This window comes from Myxococcales bacterium (assembly GCA_016703425.1).
Classification (GTDB): Bacteria; Myxococcota_A; Polyangia; order Polyangiales; family Polyangiaceae; genus JADJCA01.
In genome coordinates, this window is the sequence record JADJCA010000030.1 from 47,172 (window position 1) to 65,718 (window position 18,547).

Annotated in this window: 15 protein-coding genes and 1 pseudogene; 9 read left to right on the forward strand and 7 right to left on the reverse strand. The window is 68.3% G+C overall.

Going from position 1 to position 18,547, the window contains the following annotated elements:
* Nucleotides 1-13: 13 nt before the first annotated feature.
* On the reverse strand, nt 14-949 hold the full coding sequence (locus IPG50_36785) for a hypothetical protein (protein MBK6697703.1): 936 nt from the start codon (nt 947-949) through the stop codon (nt 14-16).
* A gap of 57 nt (nt 950-1,006) precedes the next feature.
* Between IPG50_36785 and IPG50_36790 the strand changes: the two genes are divergently transcribed.
* A complete protein-coding gene (locus tag IPG50_36790; GenBank protein MBK6697704.1) occupies nt 1,007-1,618 on the forward strand; it encodes a hypothetical protein in 612 nt (203 codons plus the stop codon).
* A complete protein-coding gene (locus IPG50_36795; GenBank protein MBK6697705.1) occupies nt 1,615-3,015 on the forward strand; it encodes a protein kinase in 1,401 nt (466 codons plus the stop codon). Before IPG50_36790 ends, IPG50_36795 begins: the two co-directional genes overlap by 4 nt.
* Nucleotides 3,016-3,023: 8 nt before the next feature.
* On the opposite strand, the gene IPG50_36800 is transcribed toward IPG50_36795, so the two are convergent.
* Nucleotides 3,024-3,953 (reverse strand): acyl-CoA desaturase, encoded by a 930-nt coding sequence (locus tag IPG50_36800; GenBank protein MBK6697706.1) that lies wholly within the window; start codon nt 3,951-3,953, stop codon nt 3,024-3,026.
* A gap of 73 nt (nt 3,954-4,026) precedes the next feature.
* Complete coding sequence (gene nadE, locus IPG50_36805) at nt 4,027-5,931, reverse strand: NAD(+) synthase (GenBank protein MBK6697707.1); 1,905 nt, start codon at nt 5,929-5,931, stop codon at nt 4,027-4,029.
* 98 nt (nt 5,932-6,029) lie between these two features.
* Here nadE and IPG50_36810 point away from each other — a divergent pair.
* The 3 genes and pseudogenes from IPG50_36810 (at nt 6,030) to IPG50_36820 (ending at nt 9,793) form a co-directional block, all read left to right on the forward strand.
* Nucleotides 6,030-8,007: pseudogene (locus IPG50_36810) on the forward strand (KUP/HAK/KT family potassium transporter).
* A 13-nt stretch (nt 8,008-8,020) separates the two neighbouring features.
* Entirely contained in the window at nt 8,021-9,484 is a 1,464-nt protein-coding gene (locus tag IPG50_36815; GenBank protein ID MBK6697708.1) for a mechanosensitive ion channel, read from the forward strand.
* 60 nt (nt 9,485-9,544) lie between these two features.
* Complete coding sequence (locus IPG50_36820) at nt 9,545-9,793, forward strand: hypothetical protein (protein ID MBK6697709.1); 249 nt, start codon at nt 9,545-9,547, stop codon at nt 9,791-9,793.
* A gap of 208 nt (nt 9,794-10,001) precedes the next feature.
* Here IPG50_36820 and IPG50_36825 read toward each other — a convergent pair whose 3' ends face one another.
* Together IPG50_36825 and IPG50_36830 are read right to left on the reverse strand one after the other, a co-directional pair.
* Nucleotides 10,002-10,766 carry an EI24 domain-containing protein gene (locus tag IPG50_36825; GenBank protein MBK6697710.1) on the reverse strand — a complete coding sequence of 255 codons (765 nt, stop codon included), beginning with the start codon at nt 10,764-10,766 and terminating at the stop codon, nt 10,002-10,004.
* Nucleotides 10,763-12,988, reverse strand: coding sequence for a hypothetical protein (locus IPG50_36830; protein ID MBK6697711.1), 2,226 nt, complete (start codon nt 12,986-12,988; stop codon nt 10,763-10,765). The genes IPG50_36825 and IPG50_36830 overlap by 4 nt, the downstream gene beginning before the upstream one ends.
* A 75-nt stretch (nt 12,989-13,063) precedes the next feature.
* Here IPG50_36830 and IPG50_36835 point away from each other — a divergent pair, with 75 nt between their 5' ends.
* Nucleotides 13,064-13,729, forward strand: a complete 666-nt coding sequence (locus tag IPG50_36835; GenBank protein MBK6697712.1) for a hypothetical protein — start codon at nt 13,064-13,066, stop codon at nt 13,727-13,729.
* Between the two features lie 33 nt (nt 13,730-13,762).
* Here the strand turns inward: IPG50_36835 and IPG50_36840 are convergent, their stop codons facing one another.
* Complete coding sequence (locus IPG50_36840) at nt 13,763-14,146, reverse strand: DUF962 domain-containing protein (protein MBK6697713.1); 384 nt, start codon at nt 14,144-14,146, stop codon at nt 13,763-13,765.
* A gap of 26 nt (nt 14,147-14,172) precedes the next feature.
* On the opposite strand from IPG50_36840, the gene pip reads away from it, so the two are divergent.
* From pip to IPG50_36855, 3 genes are read left to right on the forward strand one after another with little or no spacing between them, the layout of a single operon-like run.
* Entirely contained in the window at nt 14,173-15,168 is a 996-nt protein-coding gene (gene pip, locus IPG50_36845; protein ID MBK6697714.1) for a prolyl aminopeptidase, read from the forward strand.
* Between the two features lie 2 nt (nt 15,169-15,170).
* Nucleotides 15,171-16,862 (forward strand): GMC family oxidoreductase, encoded by a 1,692-nt coding sequence (locus tag IPG50_36850; GenBank protein ID MBK6697715.1) that lies wholly within the window; start codon nt 15,171-15,173, stop codon nt 16,860-16,862.
* A gap of 15 nt (nt 16,863-16,877) precedes the next feature.
* The gene (locus IPG50_36855; protein ID MBK6697716.1) at nt 16,878-17,747 is read left to right on the forward strand and encodes a class II glutamine amidotransferase; all 870 of its coding nucleotides are present in this window, start codon (nt 16,878-16,880) and stop codon (nt 17,745-17,747) included.
* A 14-nt stretch (nt 17,748-17,761) separates the two neighbouring features.
* Here IPG50_36855 and IPG50_36860 read toward each other — a convergent pair whose 3' ends face one another.
* A complete protein-coding gene (locus IPG50_36860) occupies nt 17,762-18,523 on the reverse strand; it encodes a hypothetical protein (protein ID MBK6697717.1) in 762 nt (253 codons plus the stop codon).
* Between the last annotated feature and the right edge of the window lie 24 nt (nt 18,524-18,547).

The following is an 18,547-nucleotide window of genomic DNA, read 5'->3' on the forward strand; positions in this document are numbered from 1 at the left end:
GTTCGATGGTTCTCTACGGCCGGGGCGCCGCCGGGCGACCGCGCGCGTCGAGCGCGAGAACCGTGAAGATCACCGTCGCGACGGCCGCCGTTACCGCGACGCCGACCGAGACGTTGGCCAAGAGCTGCTGCTGCGCCCCGCGGTCGGCCTCCGCGCGATCGGCGGGGCCGCAGCGGTTGGGCCCGCAGCGAGCGTCGAGCCGGTCGTAGGTGCTCTTCGAGGCGCTGCCAAAACCTACGAAGAGGCCGAGGCCCGCGAGCGCCACGCCGCCGGCCACGATGGCCGCCGGCTCGGCCCATGAGCCACGGCTTGCGGGCACCGGCGCTACTTCTGCCGGTGGCGGCGCCGCGACCGTGGAGGCGCCTTCGGCCGAGAAGGTCATCGCGACCGACGCGCCGGCGCCGAGGGTGGCGCTCTGACGTTGCTTGGCGCCGCTCGCAGCGACGAAGTCCACGGTGACGGCGCCGGGGTCGCGCCACACGACGGCTTCGCCGCCAACCAACGGCAGCGCGCGGCCGTCGACTCTTACGGCGGCGCCGTCGCCTTCGACACGGACGCGCAAGGTGCCCAGGGCGGCGCGGAGGCGTTGCCCCTCGTCGGCGGCGGCGTCGGCCGTGGGCGCGTATTTGGCTTCGCCGAGGCCCACGCGTCGCTTCGCCTCCGCGAGGGCTCGCTCGAAGGTCACGACGGCGTCGCCCTTGCGGCCGAGTTCGCGCTCGCAGCGAGCGATCATGAGCAGCGTGTTGGGGCTCTGGACGACGGCCTGCGAGCGCTGGAACGATGCGAACGCCTGCTCGTAGCGCTTGCCCTCGAAGTGGGAGGACCCCTCGGTGAAGGCCCACCGGGCATCTTCAATGGGCGCGGAATCTTGCGCTCCTGCTCCTCGGCTAGAAGCGAGTACGGCAGAAAGCAGCAGGACCGAGCAGAGGCCACCAGGGCGCCAACGCATGAAACGGCAGCATACACGGCCTGATGCGGCCCGGTTGGCGGTACGTGCTAGCTTGGAATGACGAAGATGGCGGGCCCTTCGCACGCGCTTTTCGCACTGGCGCTCCTCTCCGCCGGGTGTGGACACGACTTCGACGCGCTCTTTGAGGCGGCCGACGACGGGGGCGTACGTGGCGCCTCGCCCGATGGCGGACGCGACGCTTCCGCGGGACGGGCCGAGGGGGGAGCTGCGGCGCTCGGTTGTCCGACGCCGCAGAAGCAGTGCGCCGTCCCCGCCTGCACCACTTCGCCTTGCAACCAGACCTGCGCCGACTGTTGCGCGTGCACGGCGCCCAGCTGCGAAGACCGAGATTGCACGCTTACCTGCGGCAACAACGCCAACTGCGACATGAGTTGTGCCCGCGACGCCGACTGCAAGCTGAGCTGCGACGGTTGCGACGGCCGCCTCGTATGCAACGACAAGGCGAAGTCCTGCGCCGCCACCTGCCAACGGGGCGCGGCCTGCGACGTGACTTGCAGCGCCGAAAATCCCTGCAACGTGACCTGCGACGCCGCGTCGAGCTGCATCGTTCGATGCCAAGACGGAGGAGGCTGCGACCTCACGTGCGCCAGCGGACCAGCGACGAAGTGCGGGAGCAACGTACTCGTCTGCAATCGAGCCTGTCCGTGAGCGCACCGTATCGCGTCCTCGGCCCCATCGCGTCGGGCGGCATGGGTGAGGTCTCCTTGGCCGTGAAGCGCGAGGGCGACGGCTCGCTCAAGGCGCTGGCCGTCAAGAAGCTCCACGCTCATCGCGCCGAGGACCCCGATAGCGTCGCCATGTTCGTCGATGAAGCGCGCATCGCGTCGCGCCTCGTCCACCCCAACGTGGTGCGTATTCGCGACGTCGAGATGGTGCAGGACGAGCTCGTCATCTTGATGGACTACGTCGAGGGCATCACCCTTGCGGACCTCCAGCGCGCGCTCCGCGACCAAGGCAAGACGCTGCCGGTGCCCGTCGCCTGCCGCATTCTCCACGACGCCCTGCGCGGGCTCGACGCCGCGCACAACCTAAAGAGCGAAGCCGGCGCGCCGCTCGGCATCGTTCACCGAGACGTCTCGCCGCACAACCTTCTCGTCGGCAGCGATGGGGTGACCCGCATCGCCGACTTCGGCATCGCCGTCGCGAGCGGTCGGCTCTCGAACACGGCGGAGATCCACGTCAAGGGCAAGCTCCGATACCTCTCGCCGGAGCAGATCTACCGAAAGGGCGTCGACCTCCGGACCGACATCTTTGCCGCCGGCATCGTCCTTTGGGAGTGCCTCACGGGGCAGAAGCTGTTCGGCGCACAAACGGAGGGTGAGACGCTCGCGATGATCTTGCGCGAGCCCATCGCTCCGCCGAGCGCCCATCGCTTCGAGGTGCCGCTGGAGCTCGACGAGGCTTGCCTGAAGGCACTCGAGCGGGATCGCGACAGACGCTACGAGAGCGGTGCCGCGTTCGCGGAGGCTCTCGAAGTCGTGAAAATGGCGGCGCGCGAGGAGGTCTCGCGCGTTGTCGAGGCGTCGGTGGGGGAGCAGTTTCGCGGGCGCCGTGAGCTCTTGCGCGCCGCCGAAGCCAAGGCGATGGAGCCGCCGCCGCCGCCGCCGGCCGAGTCCGCTAGCGCGACGCCGGCGACGACCGCCGCCGCCGCGCGGCGACGAACGGAGATGCTGCCGACGCAAAAGCGTCGGCGTGTCCGCGACGCCCTCGTCGCGTCGGCGCTCCTCGTGGGCGCGGTGGTGGGGGCCTGCGGCGCGCGGCTCGCCGAGACGACGCGCGCCGAGCCCGCCGCGACGCGGCCCGTCGAGTCGGCGCGGGCAGCCCCGCTGCCGAGCGCCGCGCCTGAGGATTCACGGCAGGAGGCGACGTTGGTCCCTTCGCCGTCGGCCTCGCACCCCATCGATCTGGATCTCGAACCGCCGTCGGCTCCGCCTACGCCCCGCAACGCCGAGGCCCCCAAGGCCTCGCGCCCTCGGCCCAAGGCTCCAGCGGGCGTTTCGTCATCGGCGAAGCGTGGTCGCCCGTTCATGCCGAGCGATCTCTGAGCGCGTGCCTATTCGGCGGGGGCCGGCTCGGCGGTGGCTAGCTCCGCGCCCGTCACCTCGGGCAGCCGGCGCTTGCGCACTGCGGCTCCCCGGTCGCGGATCTTTTTGGGCACCGTGTGCAGGTCCCAAACGAGCCCCACGGCCGCGAGGCCACGGAGCACGTAGTACGTGATGTCGATCTCCCACCAGTAGAAGCCCTGGTTCACGGCTCGCGGGTAGTAGTGATGATTGTTGTGCCAACCTTCACCCAGCGTCACGAGCGCCAGGATCAGGCTGTTCTTGCTCTCGTCGGTCGTGGCGTAACGTCGCCGTCCCATCCAGTGGCAGAGGCTGTTGATGGTGAAGGTGCCGTGCCACAGCGCGGTCGTCGAGACGAAGAAGCCCCAGTAGAGAGCCCAAGTGCCGCCCGCGAGCCAGAGCGCCGCCGCCAGGGCGAGAGACGGGACGAGGTGGAAGCGGTTGAGCCAACGGAGCTCTGGGTAGCTGGCAAGGTCGGGGAGCGTCGCCAAGTCCGTCGCTTCGTGCTTCGTCGAGAGGATCCAGCCGACGTGTGACCAGAAGAAGCCGTCGAGCTTGAGCGAGTGCACGTCGCCAGGCTTGTCGCTCAGCTTGTGGTGCAGGCGGTGGTGACCGGCCCACCACAAGACGCCCTTCTGTGTCGTCGTCTGGGCCATGACGGCGAGGACGAACTGAAAGGCCCGACTCGTCTTGTACGTCTTGTGGGCGAAGTACCGATGGAACCCGGCCGTGACGAAGAACATGCGCACGTAGTAGAGCGCCACGGCCAAGAGCAGGCCGGACCAGCTGAAGCCGACCCAGAAGACGCCGAGGACGGCGACGACGTGCACGGCAAAGAAGGGAATCGACGTGAAGAGCTGCGGGCGCTTCGACGCGTCTTCGGCGGCGGCCGGCGCGTGGGCGGATGCGGGGGAGTTCACTCCCGTCACGCTAGGCGGCTCGTGTCAGGATTCGGTCATCCGCGAATCATTTCTTTCCCCACAGCAGGAGTTTTCACCACTCCTTGCGCTGCACGACGGGCAGCTGGAGAGCGCGCTCGCGGTCGAGGTCAAGGTTGCCTACATGAAGGGAGAGGGGCGTCTGGACCCATTTGTAAATGGACTGCACGAACAACCGCCCAAACTTCTTCGCCCACTCGTCGAGCTTTGCCGGAGCGTGCTCCGGGAACATCGACGTAAGCGCCGTCGCCACCTCATCCAGCGCCATCTTCTCGCCCGCGTAGAGCGCGAAACACGCGTCGAGCACGGGGAAGGGCATGAGGTCGCGCTCGTCTTCCATGTCGGGGGCGAGCTCCGCCGACGCGGGCTTCTTGAGCGTCAGTCGAATGGCTTCCGAGCCGGTGGTCTCGAGCAGGTAGTCGAGCATCGCGTTGACGACGGTCTTCGGGACGTTAGCGATGACCGAGAGCGCGCCTTCCATATCGCCCCCGATGGTCGTGTAGCCGGCGGCCTTCTCGCTCATGTTGCTCGTCTGGAGGAACAGTCCCCCGGCGCTGTTGGCCCAGTTCCACATGCGTGCCGCGCGGACGCGCGCTTGGATGTTCTGCTTCGTCAGCGCCGTGAGGGTCTCTCCCTGGCGGAGCATCGCCTCCGCCGCCAGGACCTCGCGCTCCACGGCGTCGTCAATCGCGACAACGGAGAACGGGACACCAAGCTCCTTGCTGGCAGCCTCGGCCGCGGCCTGAGTCTCCGGTGACGAGTAGCGGCTGGGCATAAAGAACGCGCGAAGGATCTCGGCGACCTTCGCGGCACGCGTGTCGGGCCCCAGATGGGCGAAGCGCCGCGCGACGTAGCGGTGGGCGATGAGCAAACACAGGAGGCTGTCGCGGCCACCGGACAGCGCAACGCCGATGGTCTTGAAGGCGCCGGTCTTTTCGAAGTAGTCACCCACGCCGAGCGCAAGGGCGTCGAGGAGCTCCTCGAAAAATTCCGCCCGCGCACCGACGCGCGGCGTCTCGTGGGGAAGAAAGAAGCTGCCCGACGCGGGCCTCGGGTAGCGAAGGAGCTCGCGACCGCTCGTCTCGCCGGTCACCGCGACACGTCGTGCTTTGGGCCGGCCCTCGGCGACGTAGGTCTCTTGATCCGTGCGCCACGTCGTGTTCTCGACGCGCAGGCGCCGCGTCCGATCGAGGTCGACGGTCATCGCCGCGAAGCCCTCGGCGAAGCGGCGGGCCTCGAGCAACATGCGACCGTTTTGCGCGACGTAGCCGCCGCCGTCAAAGACGAGGCCGTCGTTGGCGCCGACCATGTTGGCGTAGACGAGCGTGGCCTGGTTGTCGCCGGAGCGCGTGGCGATCATCTCGCGGCGTGTCGCCACGACGCCGACGCGGAAGGGCGAGGCTGACACGTTCACGACGAGCTCGGCACCGGCATAGCAGCGCCGCCGCATCGGGCCGTCGGGCGACCACATGTCCTCGCAGACCTCGATGGCGAGGGTGCCAAAGTCCATGGCGAAGATGAGATCGCCAAAGGGGACACCGAGCGCCGTGTCATCGAGACCGGGAGCGCCCCGTGCGAGCGTTCGCCCCTCGTAGAAGACGTTGTACGAAGGGAGCTTCTCCTTTGGAACGAGGCCTCGCACGGCGCCACGAAACACGAGTGCGGCCGCGTTGTAGAGCTGATCGGCACGGGCGACGGTGACGCCGAGTATGACGGCGCAGCCGAGGTCCGCGGTGCCGGCGGCGAAGCGAGCGAGCTCGCGGCCTTGTGCGTCGACGAAGCTCCGCCACTGGACGAGGTCTTCTTGCATGTACCCGCCGATGAGTTGCTCCGGCAGTGCGACAACGGTGGCTCCGTCGGCGGCGGCAGCGCGCACCAACTCGAGCGCGCGGTCGACGTTCGAACGGACCGCGCCCACGGTGGTGTTGACGCTGACGACGGCGATCCTGACGAGCCTCATGGCGGCGATACTATCGCAACGGCGCACTCGTCTCGTTCGATCTCCAGGAAGGTCTTGCGGCGAAGGCCACCGCGTGGCCCAATGCGGCCGCTTCAACGATGGATGCCTCCAGCAGCCCGCCACGGCCGCCCGACAGCTTGCGCCAAGTTCGTCGCCTCCCGCTCAGGAGCGCGCGCAGCCTGCCTGGGCCCGAGGGGCATCACGGGCCGTCGGGCAAGCTCACGACGCTCACACTTGCGGCGCTCGGTGTCGTCTACGGCGACATCGGCACGAGCCCTCTCTACACCATCAAGGAGTGCACGAGCGGCGAGCACGGCGCCAAAGCCGACGCCCGAGAACATCTTCGGGATCCTCTCGCTGATCGTTTGGTCGCTGACCATGGTCGTCGCTTTCAAGTACCTGCTCTTCGTGGTTCGCGCCCACAACCGGGGAGAAGGGGGCATTTTCGCCCTCTTGGCGCTCGTCCCGGACGGCCTGAAGCCGAAGCGGCCGACGAGCATCGGTTGGATCGGGGCGCCTGTCCTCATTGGCGCTTCACTGCTCTACGGCGAGGGCACCATCACGCCGGCGATCTCGGTGCTCAGCGCCGTTGAGGGCTTGGAGGTCGCGACCACGAGCCTGAAGGGCGTCGTCCTGCCGCTCACGTGCGCCATTCTCGTCGGAGTCTTCGCCATTCAGAAGCGGGGAACGGCGAGCGTGGGGCGCTTCTTTGGCCCGGTCATGATCGTGTGGTTCGCGACGCTCGGGATCCTCGGCATCACCCATATCGCGAAGAACCCGGCGGTGCTCGCTGCGTTGTCACCGCACCACGCCGTCTCCTTCTTCATGCGGAACGGCACGCACGGCTTCTTCGTGTTGGGGTCCGTGGTGCTTGCGGTCACCGGCGGCGAAGCGCTCTACGCCGACATGGGGCACTTTGGTATCAAGGCCATTCGCCTCGGGTGGTTCGCTGTGGCGATGCCGGCGCTCATCCTTAATTACTTCGGGCAAGGCGCGTTGCTGCTGTCGAACCCGACGGTGCCGCACCCGTTCTACGCCATGGTGCCGAAGGGGCCGCTCACCTACGCGCTCGTTGCCATCGCGACGGCGGCCGCCATCATCGCCTCGCAGGCGCTCATCTCCGGGGCGTTCTCGCTTACGGCCCAGGCCGTCCAACTGGGTTACTTCCCTCGCGTCACCGTGAAGCACACGTCGGAGGAGGCGGAAGGTTAGATTTACGTCCCGCAGATCAACTGGATGCTGATGATCGTCTGCCTCCTCTTGGTCCTCGGTTTTCAGCATTCCAGCCGCTTGGCTGCCGCCTATGGCATCGCCGTCACGGGAACCATGGCCATCACCTCGACCATGTTCTTCGTCGTGGCGCGGACGACATGGCGCTGGCCGCTCTACAAGGCGCTCCCGCTGCTCGTCATCTTCCTCGCTTTTGACGTCAGCTTCTTCGGCGCGAATCTCGTCAAGTTCGTGGATGGCGGCTGGTTCCCAATCTTCGTCGGGGCCGCGTTCTTCCTCCTCATGGTCACCTGGAAGATCGGCCGGGGGCACCTGGCCAACTGGTTCGGCACCCACTCGCTCCCGCTCGACGAGTTCCTCGCGTCGTTGCCGACGCGCCTTCACACGCGGGTGCCCGGCATCGGCGTCGTGATGGCTTCGAACTCGTCTCGCGTCCCGCCCATCATGCTGCACCACGCGCAGCGCATTCGGGTGCTCCCAAAGATCGTGATCCTGTTCACGTCGACCACGGCGCACGTGCCCTTCGTGGACCCCGACAAGCGGCTGGAGACGTCGGCCATCGGGTCGGGCTTCTTTCGGGTCATCGCCCACACGGGCTTCATGGAGCAACCCGATGTGCCGTCGCTCGTGGCGGACGCCCTCGAGCAGTTTGATCTGGAGTGGAAGCAAGAAGACATCACCTACTACCTCGGGCGCGAGACCTTCTTGGCGTCGGGGGCGGGCAAGATGGGGCGCTGGAGCGAGACGCTCTTCGCGTTCTTGGCGCGCAACGCCCAGCCGGCCACGATGTACTTCAACATCCCGCCCGATCAGGTCGTCGAACTCGGGACTCAGATCGATCTGTAGCGCGGTGCTCCTCGTGGCTCCCTTCCGTGACCTGGTGCCGTCGGCGCTGCGTGCCGTCTCGTTCTTCGGTCACGAAGCGTGGCAGTGGGGCGCCCTCGTCGTCGCGGCGGTCCTGGCCTATCCCGTGGGGCGCTTCGTGGCGTTCCTCGTTGGCACCGTCGCGCTCTTCTTCGCGCGTCGCACCAAGCCGCCGCTCGACGACGCTCTTGTCTTGGTGGCGCGGCGGCCGCTTCGGCTCGGCCTCGCGGCTGTCTTCTTCGGTGAGGTGGCCACAGAGCTCGAGCTGGTGAAGAGCCTGGCAAAGGTCGTCGGTCACGTCCGCTTCACGCTGCTGCTCATCGCGTTCGCGTGGTTCTTGTCGGGCGCTCTCCGCGCCCTCGCCGAGTGGGCGGAGGCGCGGGCGGAGACGAAGGGCGACGAAGTCTCGACGCGGGCCTTTCGCACGCAGCTCATCTTGCTCGACCGCGTCGGGACGGCGGCCATCGTCATCGTTTCGTTGGCCATGTTCCTCTTGCAGTTCGAGGTGGTTCGGAACGTCGGCATCTCGCTGCTTGCCTCTGCTGGCATCGTGGGCATCGTCTTGGGGCTCGCCGCGCAGAAGACCATCGGCGCTGTCATCGCTGGCGTGCAGCTCTCGATCACTCAGCCCATTCGCATCGGCGACACGGTCTTCGTCGACAAGGACTGGGGCGACATCGAAGAGATCAACCTGACCTACGTCGTCGTCAAGCTTTGGGACGGGCGGCGCCAGGTGATCCCCATCGGCCGTTTCTTGGATCAACCCTTCGAGAACTGGACGAAGGCCGACACGAAGCTCGTGGGGGCTGTACTGCTGCCCGTCGACTACATGGCGCCCATCGGCCGCCTTCGCACCGAGCTCGCGCGGATCTGCAAGGACAACGAGAACTGGGACGGGCGCGTAGCAGAGCTGCGCGTCGCCGACGCGTCGGAGAACACGATGACGCTCCGGGCGACGGTCTCGGCGGCGAACCCCGACGCTGCGGCGGCCCTCAGGCTCGACGTGCGCGAGGGCCTCTTGACGTTCCTCCGCGAGCTCGACGGAGGCGCCTATCTGCCGCGTCGACGCGTCGAGGGCGCCACCGCCAACTGTAGATGCTCACCGGTCGTGAAGGCCTTGTCCGCCGAGGCGGAGGCCCGGTGGGGGGGGGGGGGGGGGGGGGGGCCCCCCGGGGGGGGGGGGCAGGGGGGGCCCCCCCGGGGGGGGGGGGGGGGGGGGGGGGGGCGCGGGGGGGGGGGGGGGGCCGCGTGGCCCAAAACCTCGAGGCTCCAACCGTCGCTTGGGCCGCACGGGCCGCTCACGTGTTCGATGCGGATCGAAACGAGGCGCGTGTCCGACGAGAAATTCGAGTCGTTCCAGCCGAGGCGGACCTGGTCGTCGGTGCCGGCGGCGTTGTTGGATTGCCCCGTGACGGTGGCGCAGGCGCGGCTCGTCTTCGTGCCGCTCGGGTCGACGTAGCCGTAGAGGTCGTAGTTGGTGCCCGCGGGGCCGGTGAGCTTGAGGCCCACCGAGAGGTCGTTGCGAGAGACTGAGGAGCTGTCTTCGGTCACCTCGAAGAAGAGCCACGAGCTTCCCGTGCCCGTGTACTTGATGGTGTTGATGGCCGGGTCGGTGTCGCCGCTGACGCTGCCGAGGTCTGTCGCCGTGGGGCAGGTGCCGCCCGGTTGCGCCGTGATGAAGCCGCACGCGAGGGACACGGGGCCGCCGTCGTCGGGCGCGGCGCCGTCGGTCTTGCTGCCGCCGTCAAAAAGGGTGGCCGCGTCGTAGGCCACCGCGCCGTCGATCTTGCCCGGATCATTCACGATGACGCGGCGCGGCCCGCCGTCACCTTCCGGCGCAGATGGATCCACGTCGTTGCCGTGCGCCGAACAGCCGCCGTAAAGCAGGGCTCCGCCCGCTGCCAGCCACACCATGCGCGCAAGTACGAGCCGCATTCCCTACGCATACCACATGGCTCGCGGAGCGCTTCCGCCCTTTACGGGCCTCTTGCCTGCGTTTTCGCCCACAGCTCGGTGGCGCCCGCGACGCCCATAGGCAAGACGAAGAGGCCGAGGCCGGGGATCAGCGCCACAGCGGCGAGGGCGAGGCCGAAGGCGAACGCCGCCATGCCGTGGCGCGAGAGCCAAGCCAGCCTCTCGCGGACGCCGAGCGCGCCGAGGCCGAAGGCGTAGTCGAAGACATCCCAGGTCGCGAGCCAAGACGCGACGAGGAACTTGGCGGGCAGGGTCAACGCGGCCGCTGGCGGCACGAGCAGCGTGATGAGCGAGAGCGCGAGGAGGATCGGGAGGCCCACGAGGAGCGCCAGCGACACGACGCGAAGCGATCGAAAGACCGACGCCGCGGGCCCGCTCTCGGTGAAGTTTGAAACGCCGAGGGCCCTGGCGCGACGTTTCGCGAGGGCGTCGAGCGCTGGCGCCGAGAGCGGCTGCGCGAGCGACAGTCCAACGACGAGGCCGACGATAAGGCAGAGGACGAACAAGAGAACGTCGGCCAGAACCTTGAGGACGGAGCCCGCCACGCCGCCCGTCGGCAGGTGCGGCAGAAGGGCGTCGGCCCCGAAGGAATAGCCGGCCCACGTGCACGCGGTCACCGTGGCGATGCACATGAGGACCGGCACGATGGCCAGTGGCCACACGCTCGGCGAACCCATGACGTAGCGCACGCCGCCGAAGAGGGCGCGGGCGCCGTCGCCGAAGGTGAGCTCGGCCTCTTTGGTTGCCGCGGGCGTTATGGGCATCATGGGCGACGCCTCCCGCGGAGCCGCAGCGCCAACAGCGTCGCGAACAAGAGCCCCGCGCCCTCGGCCGCGCCGGTGGCGCCCTGCCCCAGTGCGCAGCCCGTTGGCAACGGGGAGTCGTCGCCCTCCGGTGCCGCCGCGGGCGTCGCCGGCGGCGGGACGTCGACGACGCGCAGCTGGAGCGCGTCGTAGGAGCCGGCCATCTCGCCTTTGTTTGCGATCTGCACGTAAGCCACTTGCGCCTCCGCTGGAACGTCGACCTGGGCCGCGAGCCGCTTGTCCTCGTTCGTCGTCTCGAGAGTGACCGCGTCGTGGCCCACGCCGCGGTAGCGCATCGGCGCCCCGAACGTCACGAGAGCCACGGGCGAGAAGGGCGTACCGCCGCCGGAAAGGAGGCTCGTGCGTTGCGCCCGGGTTGTCGCCGTGATCTCGAGGCGCCTTGCGCCGCTTCGTTGCGGCAAGGTCACGCGAAAGGTGACGGCACCGGGCACCAGATCGCGGCCGACTTCAAGGGTTCCTGGCGACCAGAAGCCGATGGGCCCTTGCGCGTCGCGTTTCGCCATCACTGCGCCGCTCGTGGCGTCGATGAAGCGGCGGCAGTCGCGGAGGCCGCGCGCGTCGAGTTCCGCTTCGAGAGCCCGCGCGGAGAGCGACGCCCGCATCTTGAAGACGGCGAGCATGACGTCGAAGAACTCGTTCCATCGCGGCGCGCTGGCGCGCGGGTGCGTGAGCAGCGTCTCAACCAACGTGCGGTCGAAGACGACCTGCTCGATCCTGGGCAACGAAGCCCGCACGGCCCAGAGCGCGCCGGAGAACGCCGTCGAGTCGAAGTGCACCTCGCCCACGGCCCCGCTGGGGCATCCGTCGTCGTTCGCGAGGGTTCTTACGAACGGGGCGCCGAGGTCGCCGGCGGCGTATTCGCCGATGTCCGGATCACCCGAGAGGGCCGCCGCGAAGAGGTCGGCGATGCCTTCGTTGAGCGCGCCGGGCGCCGCCGAGAGGCCGTCTTCGTCAAACGTGTAGGCGCCGAGGCCGATGGTGGCATCGACGACCGCGTGAGAGAACTCGTGGTAGACGACGTCGCCATCGTAGGCGTAGTCGCGCTTGGGGCCTTGGCCGAACCAAAGCCCATCGGCGTCGACGCCAAAGATGGAGCCGAAGCCATCGCCACCGGGCGCGAAAAAGGCGTTCGAGAAAGGCACCAGCGAGAGGGATGGGTCCCCGACGCGCGCCGCGTCCAACCCCGTCTCGAGGCCGTCGGCGACGCGGAGGTTCGCGATGGCGACGAAGGGGCGGCCGCGGAGCAGCGTCGCGCGGGAACCACTCGGAGCCAGCTTCTCGAAGTACGAGAGAACGCGTGTCGTGTGGTGGTACATCGACACTTCTGCGAAGGCGTCTTCGTTGTGCAGGTTCGAAGTGACGTCGTCGTTGGGCGTCACGTCGTAGTCGCCTGACGCGTTGGGGTGCGCCGTGGCCTCGAGCTCGCATACGCGGAGCCCCGAAGGCAGCCCCGGGACCGCGGCGACCTTGCCCCGGTCGACGCAGGTCTTGGCGACGACACTGTCGCTCTCCAAGCGGTCCGGCACCGACGGCGCGATGGTCAACGGTGCGGTGACGAGGCCCGGCGATCGCGCCGGGTTGGTCTCGTAGACACGCGCGGTGGCGCCGAACTGGAGCGCACGGTCGCGCGCCGCGAGCAGCGCGCCACTGTGCGCATCGACGATGAGCTCCGGAGCCATCGGCATGCCCGCGAGGCGCGGCGTGTAGCGATAGGCGAGGACGCCGCCCTCCGCCGTCGGGAAGATCACGAGCGTGGGAGGCGCGGTGACGGGGAAGCGCAAGCGCCCCGCGAGCGCCTCGCGCACCTTCGGCTCGTCGACGGTCGGAACGACCTGGGCGGGCAATCGCTCTTCGAGGGCGGCGGACGCGATGGCGATCGGGCCCCGGAATAGGGTCGCTCCACGCCCGAGCACGGGGATGCCTCGATGGGTCTGACGGTAGCGTGCGACTTCCCCGCTGCCGTCGAGGCGATGGCCTTCGAGCGCCGCGAGCTCGAGGCCCGACGCCGCCGGTAGGAGCCTGCGGAGCTCGTGGAGCGGCGGCCCTTCGACCCTCGCTCTCGCCGCGACCCTCGTGATCTGGTCCGCCGCCGCTGGCGCCGCGACGGAAAGCGTCGTCGCGAGCGCGCCGAGGGCGACCGATGGCAGGGCGGGGAAGGTACGCATGGGGCTGAGCTGCGAAGGACGCCGGCCGCGACGAGGCGGGGCGTTCCGTCGCCATCATGCTACAAGAGCCCTCTCATGTGTCCCCACTGCGGTCGCGATGCTCCGGTGGTTTTTCGCGGTCCCATCCCGCATTGCTCTTCGTGCGGCAAAGTGAGGCCGCCGACGGCCGGCCCCGCCGTCCACCTCACGGGCAAGCCCAGTCGCCTGAGCGGGAGCGTGGCGCGTTTCGCCGGCTGGTTCTCGCTCGCCTTCGGCACGTTCATGGCGCTCCTTTTCGGGGCGCTCTTTCAATGGATCTTCCCCGCCGGCATCGTCGGTTGGGTCTTGGGTGGTGGCATCTTCGCGCTCGCCGCGCTCATCGGCTTCGGGCTCCTCCGCGGCGGGAGCGCTCTCAAAGCAAGTGGCTCCCGCGCCGAGGCGCGGACCTTCGAGCAGGCCGTGACGGCCATGGCCGAGGCCCGCGGCGGCGTCGTGTCGATGCTCGATGTCGCCCAGATGTTGGGCCTCGATGAGGTCGAAGCCGATCGGCTCCTCACCGACTTCGCGAAACGCAACCCGGAGCGCGTCCGCGTGGAGCTCGATGAGAGCGGCACCCTCGTCTACCAGTTTCCGCAGCTCATGCTCGGGACCGCGCGGACCGAATACAGCCAGCGAGCCGTCTCGGAGGCCGAGGTCGAGGCCGCCGCGGAGGTCGAGGCGGCGCAGTCGCGCATCGCACCGACGCGTCGCAGCGGCCGCTGATCGCCGGTCGGCGCGCCGTTCCGAGGAGACGCGTTACGCGAGGCTGGCCCCTGCGTTGGCCCGCGGCGCGTCCTTGGCGGGGTGCGCGCTTCCGTAGTGCTTGCGCATCTCTGCGCCCATCTTGCCGCGGACCGCGAGGCCGAACATCTTGAAGTCGGCCAGGAGCGACCAGCGAGGGTAGGTGAACGTCGCGGGGCGGTTCTTCTCCACGACGAAATGCGCGAACCACGCCGGCCCGTAGCCGGCGATGGGGGCCACTACGAGCCAAAGCGGGTTCATCGTAAGGACCGCGGCGGCCACGCTGCCCAAAGCCATCGAGGTGCCGACGTAGTGGAGGCCGCGGCACAAGGGGCTCCGATGCTCGCCGAGGTAGTAGGGCCAAAACTCTTCGAAGGTGCCGATGCGGGCCGCGCTCATGGGCATGGTATGTAGCTGACCTTGAGATGAGCGCCAGCCTGCGAGAACTCCGCACCCTGTTCCCCGAGATCACCCCGTTTCGCACCGGCAAGCTCCGCGTGTCGCCCGTGCACGAGCTGTACTTCGAGGAGTCGGGGAACCCCGAGGGCAAGCCTGTCGTCTTCCTCCACGGTGGGCCCGGCGGCGGGACGGACGCGCGGCAGCGACGCTTCTTCGACCCAGCCCGCTACCGCATCGTCCTGTTCGATCAGCGCGGCTGCGGCAAGAGCACGCCCTACGCTTCGCTCGAGGACAACACGACGCCACACCTCGTGGAGGACATTGAGCTCCTGCGCCGCGAGCTCTCCATCGAGCGGTGGCAAGTCTTCGGTGGCTCTTGGGGCAGCACGCTCGCGTTGGCTTATGCGGAGACCTACCCGGCTCACGTGACGGAGTTGGTGCTTCGCGGGATCTTTCTCTTGCGGAAGAGCGAGATCGATTGGTTCTACCAGAAGGGAGCGAGCGCCCTCTTCCCCGACGCTTGGGAAGACTTCATCGCGCCCGTCGCCCCCGGCGACCGTCATGATCTTGTAAGTGCATACTACAAGCTTCTGACCGAGAGCGAACCCTCGACCCAGTTGAACGCGGCGCGAGCCTGGAGCGTCTGGGAGGGGCGAACCAGTTGCCTCTTGCCCAACGAGGAGCTGATCCGGCGCACCGCGGGCGACGTCTTCGCGCTCGCCTTTGCCCGCATCGAGTGCCACTACTTCATGCACGGCGGCTTCTTCGGCAGCGACGACGCGCTCTTGCGCGGCGTCGAGCGCATTCGTCACATCCCAGCGACGATCGTTCAAGGGCGCTACGACGTGGTTTGCCCCGCCGAGTCGGCGTGGGCGCTCCACCGCGCGTGGCCCGAGGCGGACCTCAAGCTCGTCGCCAACGCGGGGCACTCGGCCTTCGAGCCAGGCAACGTCCACGAGCTCGTTTCGGCGACGGACCGTTACGCTGGCCGGCGTCATCATTCTGGCGCCGAGGGTCACTAGCCGTGGAGGAGTTCGACTTCGTCATTGTCGGCTCCGGCTTCGGCGGCAGCGTTTCGGCGCTGCGTCTCTCCGAAAAGGGCTACCGCGTGCTCGTCATCGAGCAGGGGAAGCGCTGGAACGCCACCGACTTCGCGAAGTCGACGTGGGACGTGAGGAGGTACTTGTGGAAGCCGGGGCTTGGGCTCCACGGGATCCTGCAGATGACCCTCCTCAGGGACGTGTTCTTCTTGCACGGCGCGGGCGTGGGCGGCGGCAGCCTCGTGTACGCGAACACGCTTCTGCAACCACCGCCCCAGGCCTTCGACGATCCTCGCTGGGTCGGTCTCGACTGGAAGTTGGAGCTCGTACCCCACTACGAGACAGCGCGGCGCATGCTCGGCGCCGTGCCGAGCGAAGTCCTCGCTCCCACCGACCTCGTGCTCAAGGAAGTCGCCGACGACATGGGCCGTGGTCACACGTTCCATCGAGCGACCGTCGGCGTCTACTTCGGGGAGGCCGGCAAGCGCGTCGCCGATCCGTTCTTCGGCGGCGAAGGCCCCGAGCGCACCGGCTGCATCCGTTGCGGTGGGTGTATGGTCGGCTGTCGCCACGACTCCAAGAACTCGCTCGACAAGAACTACCTGTACCTCGCCGAGAAGCGCGGGGCGGTCATCCGCGCCGAGACGCGCGTCACCGACATTCGCGTCGACGGCGCCGGCTATGTCGTCGAGACTGCCCCCTCCACCAGCGCCTTTGGCAAGGCGGGGGCCGTGCGCGCCCGCGGGATCGTGCTCGCGGCGGGCTCCTTCGGTACGGTCGACCTCCTCCTCCGGTGCAAGGAGAAGGGATCGCTTCCGAACATTTCCGACCAGGTCGGCAGCTTTGTCCGCACCAACTCTGAAGCTCTGCTCGCCGTTCGCTCGCGTCGCAAGGACGTGGATTACTCGAAGGGCATCGCCATCAGCGCCGGCGCCTTCGTCGATGACAACACGCACATCGAGATCGTTCGTTACCCCGACGGCTCCGACGCGCTGAGCGTCTTGACGACGCTACTCACCGGAGGCGGCGGCTCGCTGCCGCGGTGGGTCCGTTGGCTTGGCCGCGTCGTCTCGAGCCCGCTCCAATTCTTGCGCATCAGCGTGCCCTTCGGTTGGGCCCGCCGAACGGCGATTCTGCTCGTGATGCAGCCCGTCGACAACTACCTCAGGTACGTGCGTCGTCGCCGCTGGTACTGGCCCTTCGGCAAGAAGACCGACACGGCGCTCGCGACCGATCGACCGGCGCCGGTCTACCTGCCGATGGCCAACGAGGTGGCGAAGCGCATGGCGGTCAAGATGGATGGCATCGCGCAGAGCGGCATCGTCGAGGTGCTCCTGAACCGCGCGTCGACGGCTCACATCCTAGGCGGGTGTCCCATCGGCGAGGATGCGAAGAGCGGCGCCGTTGACCCCGCCGCAAGGCTCTTCGGATACGAGAATTTCTACGTCGTCGACGGGTCCATCATTCCGGCCAACCTCGGCGTGAATCCGAGCCTGACCATCACGGCCATGGCGGAGCACGTGATGGCGCGGGTGCCGCAGAAGCCGGGAACGGAGCCCAAGCCGGCGCCCGTCCCGGCGCTTTTGCCCACGAAACACGCCGATGTTCGCCCGCCAGGCCTCGCATTCGACGACGGAGACCGTCATGGAGTGGGCGAAAAAGGTCGGCCAGGCTAAGCTCTCCATCGCAATATGTGCCGTCTCCTGGGCATCGCCGCGTCGGAGCCCACCGACTTTCGCATCGTACTCCGCGACATGCCGCGCAGCCTCGCGGCCCTCTCGGAGAAGCACCCCGACGGCTGGGGGCTCGCCGTGTTCGCCGACGAGACGACCCGCTGGTCGGTCAAGCGCGGCACCGAGACGGCGCACAAGGACCAAGAGTTTCACGCGTGCGCCGGCGGCAGCCGCGGTGTCCTCCTCGTCTCGCACATTCGTCTGAAGACGGTGGGCCCCACGTCGATCTGCAACACGCATCCCTTCGAGAGCGACGGCTGGGTCTTCGCCCACAACGGAACCATCAAGGACCTCCCGTTCTTGCGCTCGCGGGTCTCAGAGGCCCGCCTCGCTCGCGTTCGCGGCGACACCGACAGCGAGCTGCTCTTCGCGTGGCTTCTGACAGAGCTCGATCGGGCCGGCGTGACCCAAATCGAAGGCGGCGAACCCGAGTCCGTGGACGGGCGCGGGAGCGAGGGCCTCGTCGACGACGTTGTCGCGCGCGTCGTACGCGAAGTGCAGGCGCACACGGACTTGGGCGCCGTGAACTTCCTCCTCTCCAACGGGCGAGTGATGTACGCGCATCGGCTAGGCCGAACGCTCTTCATCCTCTCTCGTGGTCCTCACGACGAGGTTCGCCGCGAGCGGACGAGCGAGGACGGCATGACCGTCTACACGCCCTGGTCGCAGCGTCGCCAGGCGGTCTTCATTGCGTCCGAGCGTATGACCGACGAGCCGTGGGAAGAGGTCGCCGAGGGACAGCTCCTCCGCATCGACCGGTTTCCGCAGCCTTCGCTGCGCATCATGGCCGTGGCGGAGCGCCGCGCCGGGCCAGTCTCAGCGGCGTAGCCCGGATATCGGCATCAGTTGCAGAACGAGTCGTCGCTCTTGCACCCGGGGCCTTGCTTCGTGCAGCTCTTCATTGGATCGATGGTCGTGCAAGCGGTGCCGTCTTGGCAGTCGAGCGTCACGTCAACGCACGCCGGCGGCGCGTGACACGAGACGTTCACCTTGACGAGCTTGACCAGCTCCCCTTTGTCGGGGGCCGCGAGCCGTAGCACGTCCGCGTTGGTCTGCGCTTCGTCGAGGTTGTTGGAGCCGTCCTCGTCGATGTGGAGCACGAGGTTGAACGCGTCGTTCTCCTCGCTCCACATGGCGGTCCCCATCGCGCACATGTCGATGGCGAAGGTCACGGCGCCGCTCTCGGGCTTCTTGATGGGGACGTTCTTCCAGCCATGAAGGCGACCGCCGATCGCCTCCTCACCCTTCTTGAGCACGAACTGGTGACGCAGCGTCACGCGCAGCACTGGCGCCGACCCCTTCGGAAAGCGAGCGGCGTCGAAGCGCACGGTGCCGCGAACCCAGGCCCCGTCGTTGCCGCAGGCGCTGCGCGTCGACGGCGTTCCGCACTGGGGCGCCGGCGCCGCGTCAGGCTCGCCGCCGCCGGCGTCGGTATCCGTGGCCGTCGGTGCGGGGGTCGCTGGGGGCGCCTCAGGACTGGCGGCGTCCGCCGAGCACCCGGCGACGAGGAGGGCTAGCGCGAAGGCGACGGCAGAGGCGGCGAGGCCGCGGTCGCGAACGGGGCTATTTTCTGCCGCAACGGCGAAGCCAGTGGATGAACTCATGACGGTGACTCTTCCACGGACCTT